This is a genomic window from Paenibacillus tuaregi (assembly GCF_900086655.1).
Lineage (GTDB): Bacteria > Bacillota > Bacilli > Paenibacillales > Paenibacillaceae > Fontibacillus > Fontibacillus tuaregi.
On sequence record NZ_LT575476.1, the window covers coordinates 1,821,367 to 1,842,083 of the forward strand.

Sequence of the window (20,717 nt, forward strand, 5' to 3'; positions counted from 1 at the left end):
CTTGGAACTAAACAATTTTTTGAAATAAAGAGGGCTTATAGATGAACAAGAGAATAAAACTTCGGACTTTACTTATAGGGGGACTTGTTACCCTCTTTTTTATTGTAATTATAGGCAAAGTGTTCTGGCTGCAAATCGTGGAGGGTTCCTTCTGGGAGAATTATGCCCAAAGCAATTATTGGTCCCGTGAACAGACGATTCAAGCGGTCCGCGGTGAAATCACCGACCGTAAGGGCGATAAGCTTGCCACCAATGCTCCCGCATATACGGTGGCGGTAAACCCTAAAGTTATTTTGAAATACAATCTTGAGGATGAAGTGGCTGAAGGGCTTCATTCTCTCTTGAACAAGCCGGTAAGTGAAATTAAGGACTTGATCAACTCCAAGGATGAAAAAGGTCAATACTTTGATCAGCGGGAAGTGCGAAACGAGGGTTGGATGATCAGCCAGGATCTAAGAGATAAGGTGAAGGCCTTATCAGACAAGATCATAAGTGAGCACAAGCCAAAGATCAGAGAATCGGGCATCACCTTGATGGAGGAGCAGAAGAGATATTATCCCCGCAAGACTCTCGCTGCGCAGGTTCTAGGTTATATGGATCGGCAGGGAAATGCGGTCATCGGGCTGGAGAAGAAGTATGACGATCTGCTGAAGGGCACGAACGGATACATCAAATATGAAAGTGACCGCAAGGGAGTCAAGCTGTCCAAAGATGATGAAGTTTACAAGGCTCCCAAGAATGGAAGTAATATCAAGCTGACGATTGACGATACAATACAGTATTATATCGAAGATGCGATGAAAGAGGCGTATGATCGCCTTAAACCTAAAAGTATGACGATCATTGCTGCCGATCCGAACACAATGGATATTCTGGGTATGGCGAATATGCCTACATTTGACCCGAATGAGTACTGGAAGCCGGAATATCAGAATGGCTTTAGAAATCTTGCCCTTGAGGCAACCTATGAGCCAGGATCAACCTTTAAGATCGTGACTCTGGCGGGTGCGGTCCAGGAAGGTTTATTTAATCCGAATGATCATTATATGTCGGGACATATCAAGATTCCCGGGTATAAGACTCCCTTATATGACGTGAAGCGGGATGGCTGGGGGTCGATCAGTTATCTGGACGGGGTTAAGCACTCCAGTAACGTGGCCTTTGTCAAGCTGGGTTATGAGAAGTTGGGCAAGGACAAGCTGCTGAATTATATTCGGAACTTTGGGTTTGGTACCAAAACAGGGATTGAGCTTCCAAAGGAGTTGAAGGGTAGGGTTAATCCGCAGCGTGATATTGAGATTGCTACCACCACTTATGGTCACGGGATTACGGTAACCCCAATCCAGCAGGTTGCGGCTGTAGCTGCAGTCGCCAATGGCGGTAAGCTGCTTAAACCGCATATCATCAAGGAGATCACAGATCCCGCAACAGGCAAGCCGGCCATTGATCCGGAAACGGGTAAACCAATGGCATTTGGGCCGGAATTAGTCCGACAGGTGATTTCTCCGGATAAGGCCAAAGAAGTTGGCAGTTATCTTGAACAGGTGGTCTCGGACCAGAAGATCGGTACCGGCCGTCACGCCTATATTCCAGGTTACCGGATTGCAGGTAAGACAGGTACAGCGGTAAAGCCAAAGACTAACGGCGAGGCTGGATATGATTATACGAAGCAGGTCGTATCCTTCATCGGTTATGCTCCGGTTAATGATCCTAAGATCCTTGTTCTGGTTGTCATTGACGAGCCGCAGGATTCGGACCTTGGTGGCGGTACAGCCGCAGCGCCGGTGTTTAAGAAAATCGTGGGTGAAGCGTTGGAATACATGGGTATTCCCAAATCTAATGTGGCGTCAGCCGACCAGAACGACACAGCGGTAGCCGCTCCTGATCTTAAAGAAATGTCGCTCAAGAATGCCAAAAGTACCTTAACGAAGAAGGGAATACCTTTTGAGACTTTGGGTAAGGGCAGCAAAGTGATCAGCCAATATCCAAAAGCAGGAACGATGCTCTCTTCTGCCCAGCGGGTATTCCTGCTTACTGAAGACAGCAAGACGATGGATATTCCTGATCTTACAGGGGTGTCGCTTCGGGATGCAATGGAAATTCTGACGATTATGCAGGTGAGCGTCTCAGCTCAGGGTGAGGGTTATGTGGTGAGCCAGAAAGTCACCAAGTCCGGAGGAAAGAGAAGTGTGGCCCTGACCCTGCAGCCTCCGGGTGCCGGATCTTCGGACAAGGGCAAGACCCAGCAAGGGGACTCCAAGAGTAAGGGGCAGGATAAAGATCAAAAGGATTCCGGATAGCTTGTTCTAACCCCTGTTTGTCCTGAATATTCATGATATCAAAGCCATCATGGACAAGGATGAACAGGAGGTCGGCCCATGAAGATTTCCAGAATGATGATAAGACGCAGGCTGTTCTGGCTGCTCTTGATACTTTGTATGCTTTTTGCAGCATTGGTTATCCGGCTTGCTTACGTGCAGCTCAGCAGGGGGAGTGAACTGTCGGAGCAGGCCGAGGACTTATGGCGCAGAAATATTCCCTTCTCCGCCAAACGCGGGGAGATTCTGGACCGCAACGGGGTTTCGCTGGCTTATAACATTACAACACCGACGGTTATGGCAATTCCGGCACAGATCAAATCTCCCGAGACCACGGCTCATAAGCTGGCACCCCTTCTTGGAATGAATGAGGAAGCTGTACTGAAGGCAATTAAGACCAGACAGTTGATTGTAAAATTACGACCCGGCGGGCGCAAAATTACGATGGAGAAGGCTCAGAAAATTCGTGATTTGGGTCTGCCGGGTATTGTCATTGCCGAGGACAACAAAAGGTATTATCCTTATGAAGGGCTCGGTGCGCATATTCTTGGCTTCACAGGCATCGACAACCAAGGCTTGACCGGTGTGGAGAAGAAATATGATGAGAAGCTGAATGGCATGAACGGCAGCATTTCATTCCTGTCCGATGCCGGAGGCCGGATTATGCCGGGCTCATCGGAGAAATATGTGGAGCCGAGAGACGGCCTCAATCTGCAGCTGACGATCGATAAGAATGTTCAGAGCATTATGGAACGTGAACTGGATCAGGCCATGACCAAGTTCCAGGCGAATGGGGCCTGGTCGATTGCGATGAATCCCAAGAACGGTGAGATTCTGGCTATGGCCAGCCGGCCCGGGTATAAACCTGGAGAGTATCAGGAATATCCCTCTTCGGTGTATAACCGGAATTTGCCGATTTGGATGACCTACGAGCCGGGTTCGACCTTCAAGATCATTACGCTTGCAGCCGCCCTGGAGGAGAAGAAGGTGGATCTTGTAAATGAACACTTCTTTGATTCGGGTTATGTGAAGGTCGGGGGTGCCCGTCTCCGCTGCTGGAAGAAGGGCGGACACGGCAGTCAGACGTTCCTGCAAGTCGTTCAGAATTCGTGCAACCCGGGCTTTGTCGCCTTGGGGCAGCGGCTGGGCAAAGAGTCGTTGTTCAGTTACATAAGGAACTTTGGATTCGGAAGCAAGACAGGGATCGACTTGGGCGGGGAAGAGAACGGAATCCTGTTCAAGCTTCCCCAGGTTGGCCCTGTTGAGCTAGCTACGACTGCATTTGGCCAAGGGGTATCGGTGACCCCGATCCAGCAGGTTGCGGCCGTATCAGCTGCCATCAACGGCGGGAAGCTGTTTAAGCCCCATGTGGCTAAGGCCTGGGTGAACCCGGAGAACGGCCAGGTTGTAGAGCAGGTGCAGCCTGAATTCGTAAGGCAGGTTGTGTCCGAAGCAACCTCCAAGCAGGTGCGCAGCGCTCTGGAGAGTGTGGTTGCGCTTGGCACTGGACGCCCGGCCTTCATCGATGGCTACCGGGTCGGCGGCAAGACAGGGACCGCACAGAAGGTAATTAACGGCCGCTACTCGGCGAGTGAGCACATTGTTTCGTTCATCGGATTTGCCCCCGCCGATGATCCCCAGATCGTGGTCTATACGGCGGTGGATAATCCTCAAGGGATCCAGGTCGGGGGCGTGGTCGCCGCGCCGATTGTCAAGAATATTCTTGAGGATTCACTTCATTATTTGAAGATTCCTCCAAGAAAGGACCAGCTTGCGAAAAATTATAAGCTGGGCGAGCAGCCTATTGTCGAGGTTCCCGACCTGGTAGGGGCATCGGTTCAGGATCTTTATGAGGATTTGAATATGAATTTCAATCTGGCCCGCTCGGGGTCCGGCAGCTTTGTCATTAATCAGGCGCCGAAGCCTGGTGCAAGGGTGGAGCGGGGATCAACTATTCGTATTTATATGGGGGAAGACCCTGAGGCGAATCATAATCACCAGGAATAAGATGCCTGAGATGGTGTGATTTTGACGATACTAGATATAGTGGTTTTGCTACAGTAAGGATAGATGGAGGTATAATCATGTTACTTAATCAATTGGTGTCTTATCTCACGGCTTCACAGCTTCACGGGGACGGAGAAGTTTCCATAACAGGTATCCAAATCGATTCACGAAAAGTAAATCCGGGCGATCTCTTCATTTGCCTTCCCGGACATACGGTGGATGGGCATGACTTCGCCCGCCAGGCTGCAGATCGCGGGGCGGCAGCTCTTGTAGTTGAGCGGGTGCTTGAGGAAGTAAATCTTCCTCAGTTGAAGGTGAAGGACTGCAGATTGGCTATGGCTGTGCTGGGCAACGCTTTTTATCAAGAGCCTAGTTCAAAGCTCAGCGTGATTGGTGTGACGGGTACGAACGGCAAGACGACTACCACTTATCTCATCGAGCAAATTCTGCATGATCACGGGAATAAACCCGGGCTGATTGGCACGATCCAGCGTAAATACGATGGGAACAGTTATCCGATGTCAGGGACTACGCCGGAGTCGCTTGATCTGCAGCGTTATCTTCATGAAATGGCTGAGGCTGATTGTGATTATTGTGTCATGGAGGTATCTTCTCACGCCTTGGAACAGGGACGGGTAAAGGGGACACATTTCCGCACAGCTATATTCACAAACTTAACGCAGGACCACCTGGATTATCACAAGACCATGGAAGAGTACCGTGCGGCCAAAGGGCTGTTCTTTTCCCGTCTGGGCAACCGTTACTTTGAGGATCCGCAGGAACGCAGCTATGCTGTCTTGAATGTGGACGATGAAGCATCGGAATATTTCGCTAGGCAGACGGCCGCCGAAGTGATTACATATGGCGTGGAGAAGGAAGCGGATGTAAGGGCATCTGACATTTCCATCACCGCTAGAGGAACGGCCTTCCATGTGGAGACATTCGCAGGTGCAGCCGATATTTCACTGCGGATGGTCGGCAAGTTCAATGTCTATAATGCGCTTGCCGCAATCAGCGCAGCCTTGCTGGAAGGCATCACACTGGAGCAGATTAAATCGAGCCTGGAGTCGCTGCAGGGTGTTGAAGGACGGGTGGAAGCTGTAGATGAGGGCCAGGATTTTGCGGTTATTGTGGATTATGCCCATACACCTGACGGCTTGGAGAATGTGCTCCGCACCGTGGATGAATTTGCGGTTGGCCGGGTGATTTGTGTGTTCGGCTGCGGCGGGGACCGGGACAGAACGAAACGGCCGATTATGGGCCGGATTGCCGCGAAGTATTCCGACTTTGTGTTTGTGACCTCCGATAATCCAAGAACTGAGAACCCGGATGCGATTCTGAAGGATATTGAACAGGGGCTTGTGGACGATGGTGTGCCTTCGGACCGTTATGTGCTTGTGGTGGACCGGAAGGAGGCCATTCAAAAGGCTATTGAAATGGCAAGCTCTGAAGATGTAGTATTGATTGCGGGGAAAGGCCATGAGACCTACCAGATTGTGGGTACAGAGGTCCATGACTTTGATGATCGTGTTGTAGCAAAAGAAGCCATAAGGGGTACTCGAAAGTGATAATTAGAAACCTATCTCAAATTGCGGAAATGTGTGGCGGCACTCTTGGCCGTGAGGAGCATTCCGGGGTTACTGCCCAAGGTGTTGTGACAGATTCCAGGAAAATATCTGCGGGCTGTCTGTTCGTGCCGCTTGCCGGAGAGAATTTCGACGGACATGCGTTTGCCGCGGAAGCTCTCCGCCAGGGAGCGGCGGGCTGTCTATGGCAGAGGGACCATGGGACTCCTCCGGAAACGGAAGGCCCGGTTATTTTTGTGGAGGATACTCTGGAGGCTCTACAGCGCCTGTCCAAGTCCTATTTAAAAGAGACAAAGGCCAAGGTAATCGGAATTACCGGCAGCAACGGAAAGACCACAACCAAAGATATTGCCTTCTCGCTGCTTGCGACGACCTTTAAGGTTCATAAAACAAATGGTAATTTCAATAATCATATTGGAGTTCCTCTGACCATTCTGGCCATGCCGGAAGACTCTGAAATCGCCATTTTGGAGATGGGGATGAGTGCCCGCTATGAAATTGAGTTGCTTTCAAAGCTGGCTGAACCCGAGACTGTGCTGATCACCAACATTGGTGAGTCGCATCTGCTTCAGCTGGGGTCCCGCGAGGAAATCGCACGGGCCAAGGTAGAGATTCTTGCCGGTGTAAAGCGTGGGGGCCTGCTGGTATACAACGGGGATGAGCCTTTGATTCCCCAAGTTCTTCAAGAATCGGGAACCTATAAGCCTGAGGACCTGAAGACATTAACCTTTGGAATGAATGCGGATAACGATGATTATCCGACAGGTATGATGTTTCAAAGTGCGGGGACTGTATTCACAGCTCACTCGGGACAGGAAGCCTCAGCATACCGGATTCCGCTGCTAGGGGAGCATAACGTCATTAATGCGCTTGGCGCTATGCTGGTGGCCAGGCATTATGGTGTGACTGAAGAGAATATTATCAAAGGGCTGGACCAGCTTGAGCTTACAAGCATGAGAATTGAAGTGGTTGAAGGCGTAAGCGGGATTACGATCCTTAATGACGCGTATAACGCAAGTCCGACTTCAATGAAAGCCGCCATTGGGGTGTTGGAGAAAATGAAAGGCTACCGCAGGAAGGTTGCGGTCCTTGGGGATATGCTTGAGCTGGGTGAGCATGAGGGGCGGTATCACGAAGAGACCGGCCGCTATATTACCCCGGAGAAGGTGGATATCCTGTTTACCTACGGGGCGCTGGGTGCAAAAATCGCCCAGGGTGCGGGAGAACATCTTCCCGCCGAGCGTATTTATGCATATACTGACAAAACCGAGCTCGTTCATAGACTTATGCAGGAGTTGACCCCGAAAGATGTGGTGCTGGTTAAGGCCTCGCGGGGGATGAAATTGGAAGAGGTGGCCCAGGCCATTAAGATAAATCGGCTTCAACAACCTTAAATGATAGCGAAAGGAGGGAGATCCCGTGGATTTCTCACTTGTACTTCTCACCATAGGCGTTTCCTTCATACTCGCCGTCATTGCGGCTCCTCTCTGCATCCCTGTTCTGCGCAGGCTGAAATTCGGACAGCAGGTCCGGACGGAAGGGCCGCAATCCCATTTGAAAAAAGCAGGCACGCCGACGATGGGCGGCATTATCATTATGATTGCTTTTACACTTGCTTTTATGAAATTCTCAGTGATCAACACGGACTTTTACGTTATGCTTGTAGCCACGCTTGGCTTCGGCCTTGTCGGCTTCCTGGATGATTATATCAAGATCGTATTTAAACGCTCCCTAGGACTTACAGCTAAGCAAAAGCTGATCGGGCAGCTTGTGTTCTCTGCGATCATATGTATCCTGCTGATCTCGAACGGCCACAGCACAGCCCTTGGTATTCCGGGCACAAATATTTCTTTTGATTGGGGCGGCATATTCTATTATCCCTTTATCACCATCATGATGCTGGCCGTGACCAATGCGGTAAATTTTACCGATGGCGTTGATGGGCTGCTCTCCGGGGTCAGCGCGATTGCGCTCGGTGCCTACGCGGTTGTGGCAATGCAGGCAACGTCCCTGTCAGCAGCGGTGTGTGCCGGAGCCATGATCGGAGCCGTTCTGGGCTTTCTGGTGTTTAATGCCCACCCGGCGCGGGTATTCATGGGGGATGCAGGTTCACTTGGCATTGGCGGTGCGATTTCCGCTATTGCGATTGTAACCAAGAGCGAGCTGCTGTTCCTGGTTATTGGAGGAATCTTTGTCATCGAACTCCTGTCGGTTGTCCTTCAAGTGGCCTCATTTAAGACACGTGGGAAGCGCATCTTCAAAATGAGTCCGATTCACCATCACTTTGAACTGTCGGGCTGGTCCGAATGGAGAGTAGTGATCTCGTTCTGGGCGGCTGGGCTCGTACTTGCCTTTATTGGACTTTATCTCAACAAGGGGTTGTAATGACAATGAAACATCCAGAAACGTACAAAGGTCAGGAAGTTGTAGTTCTTGGCCTGGCCAAGAGTGGGGTTCAGGTAGCCAAAACCTTGCATGCCTTTGGAGCGAAGGTCATTGTAAATGATAAAAAGGATAGAGATCAGTGTCCCGAGGCATCCGAATTGGAGGCTTTGGGAATTTCTGTTCTATGCGGGGGTCACCCGGAAGGACTCATCCATCCGGGTGTCTCTCTTTTGGTTAAAAACCCGGGTATACCTTATACCGTAGGGCCAGTTCAGAAAGCGATGGAGCTTGGCATTGAGGTCGTGACCGAGGTTGAGGTCGCTTATCATATTTGCTCAGCCCCTATCATTGGGATTACAGGATCTAATGGCAAGACAACGACGACTACCTGGGTAGGGAAAATGCTTGAGGCTGCGGGACTGCGACCCATTGTGGCCGGGAACATCGGGACACCGCTGTCTGAGGCGGCAGCGTCCGCTACATCTGACAACTGGATGGTTGTGGAGCTAAGCAGCTTTCAGCTGAAGGGGACGACCGATTTCCGGCCTACTGTCGGATGTCTGCTTAATGTGGCCGAGACCCATCTGGACTATCATGGGGATATGGAAGATTACGTGAATTCCAAAGCCAAGCTGTTCGCTAATCAGCTCGAAAGTGACACGGCGGTCTTGAACTGGGACGACCCGGTGTGCCGGAAGCTGGTCCCTTACGTTAAGTCAAAGCTGCTCCCGTTCTCCATTACCGAGAAGCTTGTAGAAGGCGTGTATTTGGACCCGCCATATATACCTGAAGTTCAGGATGAGCTCAGCCGAATGGTGGTTTACCGGGATGCGCAGGGAGCAGCCCATGAGATTGTGAATGTTAGTGAAATCGGCCTGCCCGGCCGCTTCAATGTGGAGAATGCGCTGGCAGCAGCTGCCATTGCTATTGCTGCAGGGGCGCAGCCGAATCAATTAGCTGAGCCGCTGATGTCGTTCCGGGGTGTGGAGCACCGGCTTGAATTCGTAGAGAAGAAGAACGGGGTAACCTACTACAACAACTCCAAAGCTACCAACTCCAAGGCGACAACGATGGCCCTTCGTGCTCTTAATGCACCTATTGTCCTGATCGCTGGAGGTCTGGACCGCGGCTCCGATTATATGGAGCTCCTGCCGGTGTTCAAGGATAAGGTCAAAGCGGTGGTCGCCTTGGGGGAGACTCGGGAGAAAATCGGCCGCGTGGCCGGGCTTGCGGGATTAACCCGCGTCGTGCTCGTCGATACTGTGGAGGATTCCGCCTCTGCCTTGAACACCGCGATTCGGGAAGCAACGGGGCTTGCCCAGCCTGGGGATATTGTGCTGCTGTCCCCGGCATGTGCCAGCTGGGACATGTTTGCTTCCTATGAAGAGCGTGGACGCATTTTTAAAGAGGCGGTGCATAACCTTTAGTAGAGGGGTGGAAAAGCCCCTACTATACTAGTTAGAGGTGGCTTCCGCTATGAGCAAGACGCGCCATGCGCCGGATATTTGGCTATTAATCTGCATTCTGGCTTTGCTGTTAATCGGCATGGTTATGGTATACAGTGCGGGCTCGGTGCTTGCTTTTCACGATTATGGAGACTCTTTTTATTTTGTGAAAAGACAGCTGCTGTTTGCCGTGCTAGGTTTGATTGCAATGTTCTTTACCATGAACCTGGATTACCGGAACTTACGTAAATATTCGAGAACGCTGCTTATACTCTGCTTTTTTCTTCTCGTGATTGTGTTAATTCCCGGAGTTGGTGTTGTGCGCGGGGGAGCGCGAAGCTGGCTCGGGATCAGTTCTTTCGGCATTCAGCCCTCCGAGTTCATGAAGCTGGGCATGATCCTGTTCTTGTCAGACTGGCTGAGCCGGGAGACAATGGACATTACCCGTTTTGCAAAAGGACTTCTTAGGCCGCTCGGCCTGATTGCCCTCGCCTTCGGCCTGATCATGATGCAGCCCGATCTGGGTACGGGCACGGTGATGCTGGGGGCATCGCTGCTCATTGTGTTTACAGCGGGAGCACGGCTTAAGCATTTATTTGGACTGGCACTGGCAGGGGTCGCCGGCTTTGTGGGGCTGATTCTGGCAGCGCCTTACCGTCTTCAGCGGATTACCGCTTTTCTGGACCCTTGGTCCGATCCGCTTGGGGCGGGTTATCAGATCATTCAATCGCTTTATGCCATCGGCCCAGGGGGTCTTGCCGGTCTCGGACTTGGCATGAGCCGGCAGAAGTACAGCTATATGCCTGAGCCGCAGACGGACTTTATATTTTCTATTTTGGCCGAAGAGCTCGGCTTTATCGGTGGTTGTCTGGTGCTCCTTCTCTTTACTATTCTGGTATGGAGGGGAATGAGGGTGGCCATGACGGTACAGGACACCTTCGGCAGTCTGCTCGCCGTTGGAATTATCGGCATGGTTGCCGTCCAGGTGGTCATTAATATTGGAGTTGTCATTGGCTTGATGCCGGTTACCGGCATAACCCTGCCTCTCATCAGTTACGGCGGCTCCTCGCTGACGCTGATGCTGACGGCATTGGGTATTTTACTTAATTTATCCCGTCATTCGAGGTGAACCTAATGCGAGTTGTACTTAGCGGAGGGGGCACAGGAGGTCACATCTATCCTGCGCTCGCGATCGCGAAGCAGTGTGCTGTTGAATTTCCGAATACGAAATTCTTATACATCGGAGGACAGAAGGGGCTGGAGAGCTCCATTGTTCCCAAAGAGAATATTCCTTTTGAAGCCATTAATATCACCGGGTTCCGGCGTAAGCTGTCTGCGGAGAATTTGAAAACCGTGGTCCGCTTCCTCCGGGGTGTCAGCACTTCGAAGAAGCTGCTGAAGGAGTTCAAGCCTGATGTGGTTGTCGGAACGGGTGGATACGTGTGCGGGCCGGTGGTGTATGCGGCTGCAAAATTGGGAATTCCGAGCATCATTCATGAACAGAATGCGGTTGCTGGCTTAACCAACCGGTTCTTAAGCAAATATGCAAGTACTGTTGCTCTTAGCTTCGAAGGTATGGAAGACGCTTTTCCTGGGGCTAAAAATATCATTTATACCGGGAATCCCCGGGCAACGACGGTATACGAGGCGGACAAGACCAAGGGATATACCACGCTCGGTCTTATTCCGGGAACTCCGATCGTGCTCGTTGTTGGCGGCAGCCGGGGAGCCAAGGCGATTAATGACGCCATGATAGAAATGGCGCCTTATCTGCACACACTTGACCAGGTCCGCTTTGTGTATGTGACAGGCGAGAACTACTATGAACCCACGCTGAGGGCGATTAAAGCCAAGACGGGCAATCTGCCGCGCGGTCTTCAGGTGCTGCCTTATGTGCACAACATGCCAGAGGTTCTAGCCAGCACCACACTTATCGTCAACCGGGCCGGGGCCTCATTCCTGGCGGAGATTACCTCCCTGGGTATCCCGTCTATCCTGATCCCTTCTCCTAACGTTACGAATAATCACCAGGAGAAGAACGCACGCACCTTGGAGAAAGCTGGAGCCGCGGAGGTTATACTGGAATCGGCATTAACGGGAGAGACCCTGTTTGGTGCTATTCAGAAAATCATGAGAGATGTCGCCATACAGGTCTCCATGTCCAACGCTTCGCGCAGGCTGGGCAAGCCGGATTCCGCTCAGCTGTTAGTGGAAGAGATGCGCCGTCTTATGCAGAAGCGAAGATAAATCCAGGCTCTGGGCGGGTGTCACACTCCTCGGGAGGCTGACATAAGATACTCTATAATCGTGACAATCTAACCCAGGGTGCCGGTGTGAAGCTTTAGCATTGATTTGATTCATCCAAGTTTTCATTGGCTGTAAAGGTAACGAACCAGGGGGGGAATTTAAGATGCAGCAGTGGATTTCAAAACTTTCCGAGGCAAAAGTCGGCAGCGTGCTGCCGAATGAGCCGATGGCCAAATATACAACATGGAAGATCGGGGGTCCCGCCGACGCGGTGATTGTGCCTGAGAATGTGCAGCAGCTTCAGCATTTAATCCGCTACCTGCATGAAGAGAAAATTCCATGGATGCCCGTGGGCAAGGGCTCCAACATGCTGGTATCCGACAAAGGCATCCGTGGTGCTGTGATCCGGTTCGGCAAGGGGCTGGAGCAGGTGCAGTTCTCGGGAACTGAAGTGGAGGCTGGCGGAGGAGCGAGCTTTGTCAGTCTCAGCATCATGGCCGGAAAGAAGGGCCTGACCGGAATGGAATTCGCTTCAGGTATACCCGGCACAGTGGGGGGTGCGGTGTATATGAACGCTGGAGCACATGGGTCTGATGTGTCACGCATATTCAAATCCGCTGAGATTGTTCTGGATACAGGGGAATTGGTTAACTACAATGCGGATCAGATGGAATTCGCCTATCGGCATTCGGTTCTTCATGAACGAAGCGGAATTGTGGTCAATGCGGTCTTTCAGCTGATCGAAGGGGACCGTTCAGCTATTGCAGCCTCGATGGCAGCGTACAAAGACCGCAGAAGACAGACCCAGCCGCTTCAGCAGCCTTGTGCAGGAAGCGTGTTCCGCAACCCGCCGGGAGATCACGCGGCAAGGCTTATTGAAGCCGCAGGCCTCAAAGGCTATAGACAGGGCGGCGCCCAGGTATCTGAAATGCACGCCAATTTCATTGTAAACACCGGGCAAGCGACAGCAGAGGACGTTCTCACCCTAATGCACCATATCCAAACCGTGGTTGCCTCTAAGTTCGAGGTGAAGTTGATTCCGGAAGTGTTCTGCGTGGGTGAGCGGTAAACTCGGAGGTGATACATTGGACAAATTGGTGATTGAAGGCGGGAAACCCCTATCAGGAGCCATTCGTATCCATGGAGCGAAGAATGCCGCACTGCCGATTCTGGCGGCAAGCCTGCTGTCCGGAGGCAAGGTTCAGCTCCGAAATGTGCCGCGGCTGCTTGATATTGATGTTATGCTGCGCATATTGAACCGGTTGGGCTGCAGTACGATTCACAAAGGGGACACCGTGGTGGTCGATTCAAGCGGGACAGACTCCTGCCAAGTGCCGGAAGACTTAATGAAGCTGATGAGATCTTCCATATTCCTGATGGGGCCGCTTCTGGCTAAGTTCGGTGAGGTATGTGTGTACCAGCCCGGGGGATGTGCCATTGGAGAGCGTAAGATCGATCTTCATCTGAACGGCCTCAAGGCGCTTGGTGCGGAGATTGAAGAGAGCGATGAGCAAATCTGGTGCCGGGCCAGCAAGCTGGTGGGTGCAGACATTCATCTGGACTTCCCAAGCGTTGGGGCGACCGAGAATATTATGATGGCTGCCGTTCTTGCAGAAGGAACCACGATCATTACGAACGCGGCGCGCGAACCGGAGATTCAGGATCTGCAGAATTTCCTTAATCAGATGGGAGCAAGCATCATGGGGGCGGGAACGGATACGATCAAGATTCGCGGAGTTCAGCAGCTGTTCCCGTGCGAATACGAGATCATCCCTGACCGGATCGTAGCGGGTACTGCTCTGATTGCCGCAGCCGCTACCCGTGGGACTGTAACTCTCACCCATTGCAATCCTTCCCATTTGGTCTCTCTGATCCATGTGCTGAGGCGTGCTGGTGTTCAAATAGGGGCTTGCAATGATATAATAAATGTCAGCAGCCTTGGCAGACCTAAAGCCGTTGAAAGTATCGTGACTTCACCCTACCCGGCCTTCCCTACGGATCTTCAGTCCCAAGTTATGGTGCTGTTGTCTCTGGCCGACGGGGCGAGTATGATGCGGGAGACCGTATTCGAAGGCAGGTTCAAACATGTGGATGAGCTTGTACGGATGGGTGCGGATATCTCGGTCAACCATACCTCCGCTTATATCCGGGGCGTATCGAGGCTTTATGGAGCCACTGTGGAAGCCACTGACCTTAGAGCTGGCGCCGCGCTTGTGATTGCTGGTCTTGCGGCGCACGGGAAGACCGTGGTTGAGCAGGTTCATCACATTGACCGTGGTTATGACCGCATAGAGAATATGTTTCAGCGCCTGGGGGCGAGTATGCACAGAGAGAGCCCGGCGCTGAAGCAGCTTGATTTTGCCTGATTAACGCCTAGGTCGTCCCCTCCGATCCGGAGGGGCTATCAGGCTTTATGGAGAAGTGACGATGCCAAAAGCAAATGTACCTGTCCTGAAGAACGCTAAACCTAAAATGAAGACAAGCCGTAAGGTGGTTGCCATTCTGCTTCTGCTGTTTGTTGTCCTGGCAGGGGTGTTGTTCTTCCGGTCACAAATCAGTAAAATTTCAGAAATTCGTTTCTCCGGCAATACGTACACGACGAACCCCGAATTGCTGAAGCAGGCTGGGATTCAGATCGGTGCCTCTTATTTCGGAATTAGCGAGAGCGAGGTACAGCAGCGTTTGTCTTTAATCCCTTCTATCGAAAAGGTGACGGTGGAGAAGCAGTTCCCCGGTCTTGTGCTGATTAAGATCAAGGAATACCGCGCTGTGGGATATACGTTGAACAAAGACGGCAGTCTCCTTGCTTATTTGGCGAGCGGCGCGGAAGTGCCCGCCAAGACAGGCAGTATTGCCGTGGAGAAGCCTCTCCTTTCCGGATGGAAGCGGGGGGATGCCAACCTGAAGAGTCTGTGTCTTGTACTGGGCAAGATTCCGGATAATCTGACTACGGATATCTCGGAGATCGTTCCGTCACCAACGGCGGCTTACCCGGACCGGATCAAAATGTATACAAGCTCCCACTTTGAGGTCATTACCGCGATCTCTCTTTTACCCGAGAAAATAGAGTATCTGGGGTCTGTTATTGATTCCCAGCAGCCGGGTACACTCACCATGCTGGAGGCTAATTCATACTCAGCCTTTCCGTCTTCGGGTGATAAGGACGAGCAGCAAAAAGACACTACTAATCAGTGACAAACAATGATAAAATATAATTTATGAGCTTGTTAACAACCTCCCTCTTTTTTCTTATTATTTTTGCGAGAGTCTGCTCTGAGAAAAACCTGGAAAAACCTTGTCGGATCAGGCTATAAGTAAATGTTGGCAATTAAAAAATTTGTAGAAAAAAGAGGGAAAGTATAAAACACGTTGAATAAGTAGAGAGTTGTATATCGCTCTCATATTAATTTTCAGGAAAACAGGAGGTGCCAGGGGCTTGAGCAACAATGACATCATTGTTAGTTTGGACATCGGTACATCCAAAGTTCGTGCTATTATTGGGGAAATCTCGAATGGAACCTTTAATATTATTGGGGTTGGATCTGCCGATTCGGAAGGAATCCGTAAAGGCGCAATTGTAGATATTGACCAGACTGTGCAGTCGATCAAGAGTGCGGTCGATCATGCTGAGCGCATGGTGGGAATTCAAATATCGGAAGTGTACGTCGGTATTTCGGGGAATCATATCGGACTTCAATCAAGTCACGGTGTCGTGGCTGTATCGAACGAGGATCGTGAAATCGGGGAAGAGGACATTGAGCGGGTCATGAAGGCCGCGGAAGTGATTGCTCTTCCACCGGAACGGGAAATTATTGATGTGGTGGCTAAGCAGTATGTAGTTGATGGTTTGGAGGGAATTCAAGATCCGCGCGGTATGATCGGAGTCCGCCTTGAGGTGGAGGCTACGATTATTACTGGCGCTAAGACAGCGATACATAATCTTCTTCGTTGTGTAGAGAAGGCGGGACTTAAGGTTACCGATCTGGTGCTTCTGTCACTCGGAGCCGGACAGCTGGCTTTATCTAAGGATGAGAAGACTATGGGCTCCGTGCTTGTGGATATCGGGGCTGGATCAACCACAATTGCTGTGTATCAGGAGGGCACAATTGCCGCAACTTCCACGCTTCCTATAGGCGGGGAGTTCATTACCAATGATATTGCCTACGGGCTTAGAACCTTGACTGATCAGGCTGAGAAAGTGAAGCTGAAATATGGATGCGCGCTTATGGAAGATGCCGAGGAAGATGTAAGGTTCAAAGTAACCCGCATTGGAAGCAATGTGGACAAGGAATTTACTCAAGTAGATTTGGCTGCTATTGCAGAGCCGAGAGTACAGGAAATCTTCCATCTGATCCGTCAGGAAGTGAAACGGCTCGGTTACACTGAGCTTCCGGGGGGTTATATACTAACGGGGGGGACGGTCTCCATGCCTGGGCTGCTGCAGGTGGCGCAGAATGAATTGGCCGCTTCGGTTAGAATTGCTGTACCGGACTATATCGGGGTGAGAGACCCGGGTTTCACAAGCGGCGTAGGAATCCTGTATAATGTGATTCGTAACTTCCGAATCCGCAGTACCGGCAACAAGAAGCCGGCGAAGGCTCCCAAATCCGCACCGGCTGCTCAAGAATCCGCACCGAAGAGCGGGGGCATTTGGGGAAGCATCAAAAATATCTTTAAGGAATTTATATAACTGGACCTAGTGATGGACGGGCCATCCACGCACACTGAGGGGGAGATGGAAGAGTATGTTGGAATTTGATTTTGAAATGGAGAGTATGGCAAAAATAAAAGTCATCGGTGTAGGCGGCGGCGGAAGCAATGCCGTGAACCGTATGATCGAGAATGGAGTGCAGGGTGTTGAGTTCATCACGGTGAACACAGACGCTCAGGCGCTGCATCTGGCTAAGTCCGAACACAGACTTCAGATCGGGGACAAGCTGACCCGTGGTCTTGGGGCCGGAGCTAATCCGGAAGTCGGTAAGAAGGCTGCTGAGGAGTCCAGAGAATTGATTGCTAACACCCTGAAGGGTGCAGATATGGTGTTTGTCACCGCTGGAATGGGCGGGGGAACAGGAACAGGTGCTGCACCTGTTATTGCTGAAATCGCCAGAGAATGTGGAGCGTTGACTGTCGGCGTGGTTACACGGCCGTTCACCTTCGAGGGACGCAAGCGTTCATCACATGCCGAGCTCGGTATCGAAGGCTTGAAAGAGAAAGTGGATACACTGATCGTGATTCCGAATGACCGCCTGCTTGAGATGGTGGACAAGAAGACTCCGATGCTTGAAGCTTTCCGGGAGGCAGATAATGTTCTCCGTCAGGCCGTTCAAGGTATTTCCGACCTTATCGCTGTACCGGGATTGATTAACCTTGACTTTGCGGATGTCAAGACGATCATGACGGAACGCGGATCGGCCCTGATGGGTATTGGTCTGGCTACCGGCGAGAACCGTGCTGCCGAGGCTGCACGCAAGGCGATTATGAGCCCACTGCTGGAAACTACGATTGAGGGGGCCCGCGGTGTAATTATGAATATTACCGGCGGATCTAATCTATCGCTATATGAAGTCAATGAAGCTGCTGAAATTGTCATCTCCGCTTCAGATCCTGAAGTGAATATGATTTTCGGTGCGATTATTGATGAGAATATGAAAGAAGAAATCAAAGTTACCGTAATTGCGACGGGCTTCGAACATAAGGCTGCTCCGTCCCAACCTGTTCGCAAGCCTCCCGTATCGGCTCCTGAATCCCAAGAGAGCCGTACGAATAACCTGAGACCGTTCGGGAACCAACCAAGCGGGGATCAGCTGGATATTCCAACATTTTTGCGGAATCGCCGTAATAACAACGACTAATTCAGAAATTGCTTTCCCCCGATACTAAAGCCTGTTCACCGTTTCCGCGGTGGGCGGGCTTTTTTATATAGAGATTTTCCCCGCAAGGTCGACAAAAAAAGTTGAACTCCGCGCGCATTATTAGACAGACTTCATATCTTGATCTCTTTATACTGGTAGCATCTCCCCCGCGTTTAAGAGACTATGCTCTGTAGTATTTCCATAAGGTTACAAATGATATTCACTAAACCTATGGAAATTGGCAGGTGAAGCTGTGGTTGTTTATATTGATCTTATTTTTCTGATGAACCTGATCATCGATGCAGCCCTGCTTGGGGTTACAGCGTGGATGAGGAAGCTGAGGATAAGGGTATGGCGGCTGGCGGCTGCGGCTGGAATTGGTGCAGCCTATGTGCTTATGATGTTTCTGCCTCAGCTTTCTTTTTTGTATACATTCCTGACAAAGTTTCTATTCTCTGTTGTGATGTTGTTTGTGGCATTCGGTTTTGGAAGTCTGCAAACCTATCTGCGGAATATGGGCGCCTTTTATATCGTTAACTTCGTGGCTGCCGGGGGGATTCTGGGTGTTCACTATCTGCTGCAGACTTCAGGGGAAGTATGGAACGGGATGTGGTATTCGGCTACCGGTGGAGCCAGCTTCGAGCTGAAGATAGGAGCTGTGTTCATCCTGGTTGTCTTCTTTGGTGTTCTGATTGGGTTCAGGCTGGTGCAAGCCTCCAGGCAAAGACAGCTTCAGCTCAGCTCCTATCTGGGGGAAGTAACCGTCCGCATCGGGGAGCAAAGTGTAACCTGCACGGGGCTGGTTGATACCGGCAATCAGCTGACAGATCCTTTGACACGCATGCCTGTAATGGTCATGGAGACCTCGCTGTGGGATGAGTATCTTCCGGAAGGCTGGGCGGCCAAAATCCGCAGCGGAGGAGCGGACAACCTTATTATGGAGCTTAGCGAGGATGACCGGTTCCTATGGAGAGAGAGGCTCAGGCTGGTGCCCTACCGGGGGATTAACAAGGGATCACAGTTTATGATTGCCTTGAAACCCGATGAAGTCCAAGTTAAGGTGGCAGGCCAATTGACTTCGACACACAGGGTGCTGGTAGGGTTTGATGCAGGAAAACTGTCGTCAGAAGGCGCCTATCAGGCAATTATTCACCCGGCACTGACAGAACATGGGAGTGACGGAGATAAAGCAACGGTTAACGTGATATAGGAGGGTTCAATCATGCTTGTAAAGTGGAAATTGACGCTGCAGCTGCAGTACTACCGGTTCTTGTTCCTGCTCGGGATGAAAAGTGAAGAAATCTATTATATTGGCGGCAGCGAGGCCCTGCCTCCACCGCTAACCCGGGAGGAAGAGGAGTTCCTGCTGCAGAAGCTCTCAACAGGTGATGCGGCCATCCGCGCCATGCTGATTGAACGTAATCTCAGACTGGTTGTCTATATCGCCCGCAAATTCGAGAATACGGGGATTAACATCGAGGATTTGGTGTCGATCGGAGCCATTGGACTCATCAAGGCGGTCAACACATTCGATCCTGAGAAAAAGATTAAGCTGGCCACCTATGCGTCCCGCTGTATTGAGAACGAAATATTAATGTACTTGCGGCGTAACAGCAAAATCCGCTCAGAAGTGTCTTTTGATGAACCCTTGAACATTGATTGGGATGGGAATGAGCTTCTGCTCTCGGATGTTCTGGGCACCGAGAATGACACCATTTACCGGAATATTGAAGAGCAGGTTGACCGCAAGCTTCTTCATAAGGCGCTTGATAAATTAAGCGAACGGGAACGTATGATCATGGAGCTTCGTTTTGGCTTGACCGATGGAGAAGAGAAGACCCAGAAAGACGTTGCAGACCTGCTTGGAATCTCCCAATCCTATATTTCCAGACTTGAGAAGCGGATTATCAAACGTCTTCGCAAGGAGTTTAATAAAATGGTATAGATCAGAGCAGCAGGAATAAAAATACATCCCTCGGAGATAATGAACATTAGTTTCACGGCAGATCAGCTTCAGGCGCGAAGAGCCGGAAGGCAGCAAGATCTGTATCCTTGGGAGGTAAGACACGATGACACGAAACAAAGTCGAGATTTGCGGTGTTGACACTGCAAAGCTGCCTGTTCTAACGAATGCGGAAATGCGTGAATTATTCCACTCTTTACAACAAGACCACGTGCGAGCAGCAAGAGAAAAGTTAGTGAATGGGAATTTAAGACTCGTGCTTAGCGTCATCCAACGGTTTAACAATCGGGGAGAGTATGTGGACGATTTGTTCCAAGTCGGTTGTATTGGACTAATGAAAGCTATTGATAATTTTGATCTGTCGCAAAATGTGAAGTTCTCGACCTATGCGGTCCCGATGATCATCGGTGAGATCCGCCGTTATCTTCGTGATAACAATCCGATTCGGGTCTCCAGGTCTCTGCGGGATATCGCATATAAGGCGCTTCAGATGAGGGACAGCTTGACGAACCGGAATTCCAGGGAACCGACTGTGCTTGAGATTTCCGAAGCGCTGAATATCCCGAAGGAGGATGTGGTATTCGCCTTGGATGCGATTCAGGACCCGGTGTCCCTCTTCGAGCCGATTTATCACGACGGCGGGGACCCGATCTATGTAATGGATCAGATCAGCGACGACAAGAACAAAGATGTGTCCTGGATTGAGGAGATTGCTCTCAGGGAGGCGATGCACAAGCTGAACCGGCGGGAGAAAATGATCCTTTCGATGCGTTTCTTTGAAGGCAAGACCCAAATGGAGGTTGCCGATGAGATTGGTATTTCTCAGGCCCAGGTGTCCAGACTGGAGAAGTCCGCTATCCTACAGATGCAAAAGCATGTGAAATCATGACGGCCCGAAAGGGACCGTCTTT

At 51.0% G+C, this 20,717-nt stretch carries 16 protein-coding genes; all 16 read left to right on the plus strand.

The annotated features are described in order from the left end of the window. Positions 1 to 41 precede the first annotated feature (41 nt). The 16 genes from BN6628_RS08175 to sigG all read left to right on the plus strand — a co-directional run bounded on the left by BN6628_RS08175 (position 42) and on the right by sigG (position 20,695). A complete protein-coding gene (locus BN6628_RS08175; protein ID WP_068616352.1) occupies positions 42 to 2,300 on the plus strand; it encodes a penicillin-binding transpeptidase domain-containing protein in 2,259 nt (752 codons plus the stop codon). A 78-nt stretch (positions 2,301 to 2,378) separates the two neighbouring features. Beyond that, positions 2,379 to 4,325 carry a stage V sporulation protein D gene (locus BN6628_RS08180; RefSeq protein ID WP_068616354.1) on the plus strand — a complete coding sequence of 649 codons (1,947 nt, stop codon included), beginning with the start codon at positions 2,379 to 2,381 and terminating at the stop codon, positions 4,323 to 4,325. A 77-nt stretch (positions 4,326 to 4,402) separates the two neighbouring features. After that, positions 4,403 to 5,893, plus strand: a complete 1,491-nt coding sequence (locus BN6628_RS08185) for a UDP-N-acetylmuramoyl-L-alanyl-D-glutamate--2,6-diaminopimelate ligase (protein WP_068616356.1) — start codon at positions 4,403 to 4,405, stop codon at positions 5,891 to 5,893. Beyond that, positions 5,893 to 7,305, plus strand: a complete 1,413-nt coding sequence (locus BN6628_RS08190; protein ID WP_068622096.1) for a UDP-N-acetylmuramoyl-tripeptide--D-alanyl-D-alanine ligase — start codon at positions 5,893 to 5,895, stop codon at positions 7,303 to 7,305. Before BN6628_RS08185 ends, BN6628_RS08190 begins: the two co-directional genes overlap by 1 nt. Before the next feature lie 25 nt (positions 7,306 to 7,330). Further along, positions 7,331 to 8,296 carry a phospho-N-acetylmuramoyl-pentapeptide-transferase gene (gene mraY / locus BN6628_RS08195; RefSeq protein ID WP_068616358.1) on the plus strand — a complete coding sequence of 322 codons (966 nt, stop codon included), beginning with the start codon at positions 7,331 to 7,333 and terminating at the stop codon, positions 8,294 to 8,296. Positions 8,297 to 8,301: 5 nt separating this feature from the next. Further along, positions 8,302 to 9,723 carry a UDP-N-acetylmuramoyl-L-alanine--D-glutamate ligase gene (gene murD / locus BN6628_RS08200; protein ID WP_068622099.1) on the plus strand — a complete coding sequence of 474 codons (1,422 nt, stop codon included), beginning with the start codon at positions 8,302 to 8,304 and terminating at the stop codon, positions 9,721 to 9,723. A gap of 49 nt (positions 9,724 to 9,772) precedes the next feature. Beyond that, on the plus strand, positions 9,773 to 10,870 hold the full coding sequence (gene spoVE, locus BN6628_RS08205) for a stage V sporulation protein E (protein WP_068616361.1): 1,098 nt from the start codon (positions 9,773 to 9,775) through the stop codon (positions 10,868 to 10,870). A 5-nt stretch (positions 10,871 to 10,875) separates the two neighbouring features. After that, positions 10,876 to 11,988 (plus strand): undecaprenyldiphospho-muramoylpentapeptide beta-N-acetylglucosaminyltransferase, encoded by a 1,113-nt coding sequence (gene murG, locus BN6628_RS08210; RefSeq protein WP_068616363.1) that lies wholly within the window; start codon positions 10,876 to 10,878, stop codon positions 11,986 to 11,988. Positions 11,989 to 12,151: 163 nt separating this feature from the next. Continuing rightward, complete coding sequence (gene murB / locus BN6628_RS08215) at positions 12,152 to 13,057, plus strand: UDP-N-acetylmuramate dehydrogenase (RefSeq protein ID WP_068616365.1); 906 nt, start codon at positions 12,152 to 12,154, stop codon at positions 13,055 to 13,057. 16 nt (positions 13,058 to 13,073) lie between these two features. Continuing rightward, the gene (murA, locus tag BN6628_RS08220; protein ID WP_068616368.1) at positions 13,074 to 14,354 is read left to right on the plus strand and encodes a UDP-N-acetylglucosamine 1-carboxyvinyltransferase; all 1,281 of its coding nucleotides are present in this window, start codon (positions 13,074 to 13,076) and stop codon (positions 14,352 to 14,354) included. Between the two features lie 61 nt (positions 14,355 to 14,415). Next, entirely contained in the window at positions 14,416 to 15,183 is a 768-nt protein-coding gene (locus BN6628_RS08225) for a cell division protein FtsQ/DivIB (RefSeq protein ID WP_068616371.1), read from the plus strand. Between the two features lie 241 nt (positions 15,184 to 15,424). After that, positions 15,425 to 16,678, plus strand: coding sequence for a cell division protein FtsA (gene ftsA / locus BN6628_RS08230; protein WP_068616373.1), 1,254 nt, complete (start codon positions 15,425 to 15,427; stop codon positions 16,676 to 16,678). A 55-nt stretch (positions 16,679 to 16,733) separates the two neighbouring features. After that, positions 16,734 to 17,843 (plus strand): cell division protein FtsZ, encoded by a 1,110-nt coding sequence (gene ftsZ / locus BN6628_RS08235; RefSeq protein ID WP_068616375.1) that lies wholly within the window; start codon positions 16,734 to 16,736, stop codon positions 17,841 to 17,843. 253 nt (positions 17,844 to 18,096) lie between these two features. Beyond that, positions 18,097 to 19,053, plus strand: coding sequence for a sigma-E processing peptidase SpoIIGA (gene spoIIGA, locus BN6628_RS08240; protein WP_068616378.1), 957 nt, complete (start codon positions 18,097 to 18,099; stop codon positions 19,051 to 19,053). A 12-nt stretch (positions 19,054 to 19,065) separates the two neighbouring features. Continuing rightward, positions 19,066 to 19,788 (plus strand): RNA polymerase sporulation sigma factor SigE, encoded by a 723-nt coding sequence (gene sigE, locus BN6628_RS08245; RefSeq protein ID WP_068616380.1) that lies wholly within the window; start codon positions 19,066 to 19,068, stop codon positions 19,786 to 19,788. 124 nt (positions 19,789 to 19,912) lie between these two features. Further along, positions 19,913 to 20,695 (plus strand): RNA polymerase sporulation sigma factor SigG, encoded by a 783-nt coding sequence (sigG, locus tag BN6628_RS08250; RefSeq protein WP_068616382.1) that lies wholly within the window; start codon positions 19,913 to 19,915, stop codon positions 20,693 to 20,695. Positions 20,696 to 20,717 lie beyond the last annotated feature (22 nt).

Bases quoted from the DNA above. Each gene is read 5' to 3' on its own strand.
- BN6628_RS08225 (WP_068616371.1), top strand. From the start codon at position 14,416: ATGCCAAAAGCAAATGTACCTGTCCTGAAGAACGCTAAACCTAAAATG.
- sigG (WP_068616382.1), top strand. From the start codon at position 19,913: ATGACACGAAACAAAGTCGAGATTTGCGGTGTTGACACTGCAAAGCTG.
- BN6628_RS08185 (WP_068616356.1), top strand. From the start codon at position 4,403: ATGTTACTTAATCAATTGGTGTCTTATCTCACGGCTTCACAGCTTCAC.
- spoVE (WP_068616361.1), top strand. From the start codon at position 9,773: ATGAGCAAGACGCGCCATGCGCCGGATATTTGGCTATTAATCTGCATT.
- BN6628_RS08175 (WP_068616352.1), top strand. From the start codon at position 42: ATGAACAAGAGAATAAAACTTCGGACTTTACTTATAGGGGGACTTGTT.
- murB (WP_068616365.1), top strand. From the start codon at position 12,152: ATGCAGCAGTGGATTTCAAAACTTTCCGAGGCAAAAGTCGGCAGCGTG.
- murD (WP_068622099.1), top strand. From the start codon at position 8,302: ATGAAACATCCAGAAACGTACAAAGGTCAGGAAGTTGTAGTTCTTGGC.
- murG (WP_068616363.1), top strand. From the start codon at position 10,876: ATGCGAGTTGTACTTAGCGGAGGGGGCACAGGAGGTCACATCTATCCT.
- ftsZ (WP_068616375.1), top strand. From the start codon at position 16,734: ATGTTGGAATTTGATTTTGAAATGGAGAGTATGGCAAAAATAAAAGTC.
- sigE (WP_068616380.1), top strand. From the start codon at position 19,066: ATGCTTGTAAAGTGGAAATTGACGCTGCAGCTGCAGTACTACCGGTTC.
- BN6628_RS08180 (WP_068616354.1), top strand. From the start codon at position 2,379: ATGAAGATTTCCAGAATGATGATAAGACGCAGGCTGTTCTGGCTGCTC.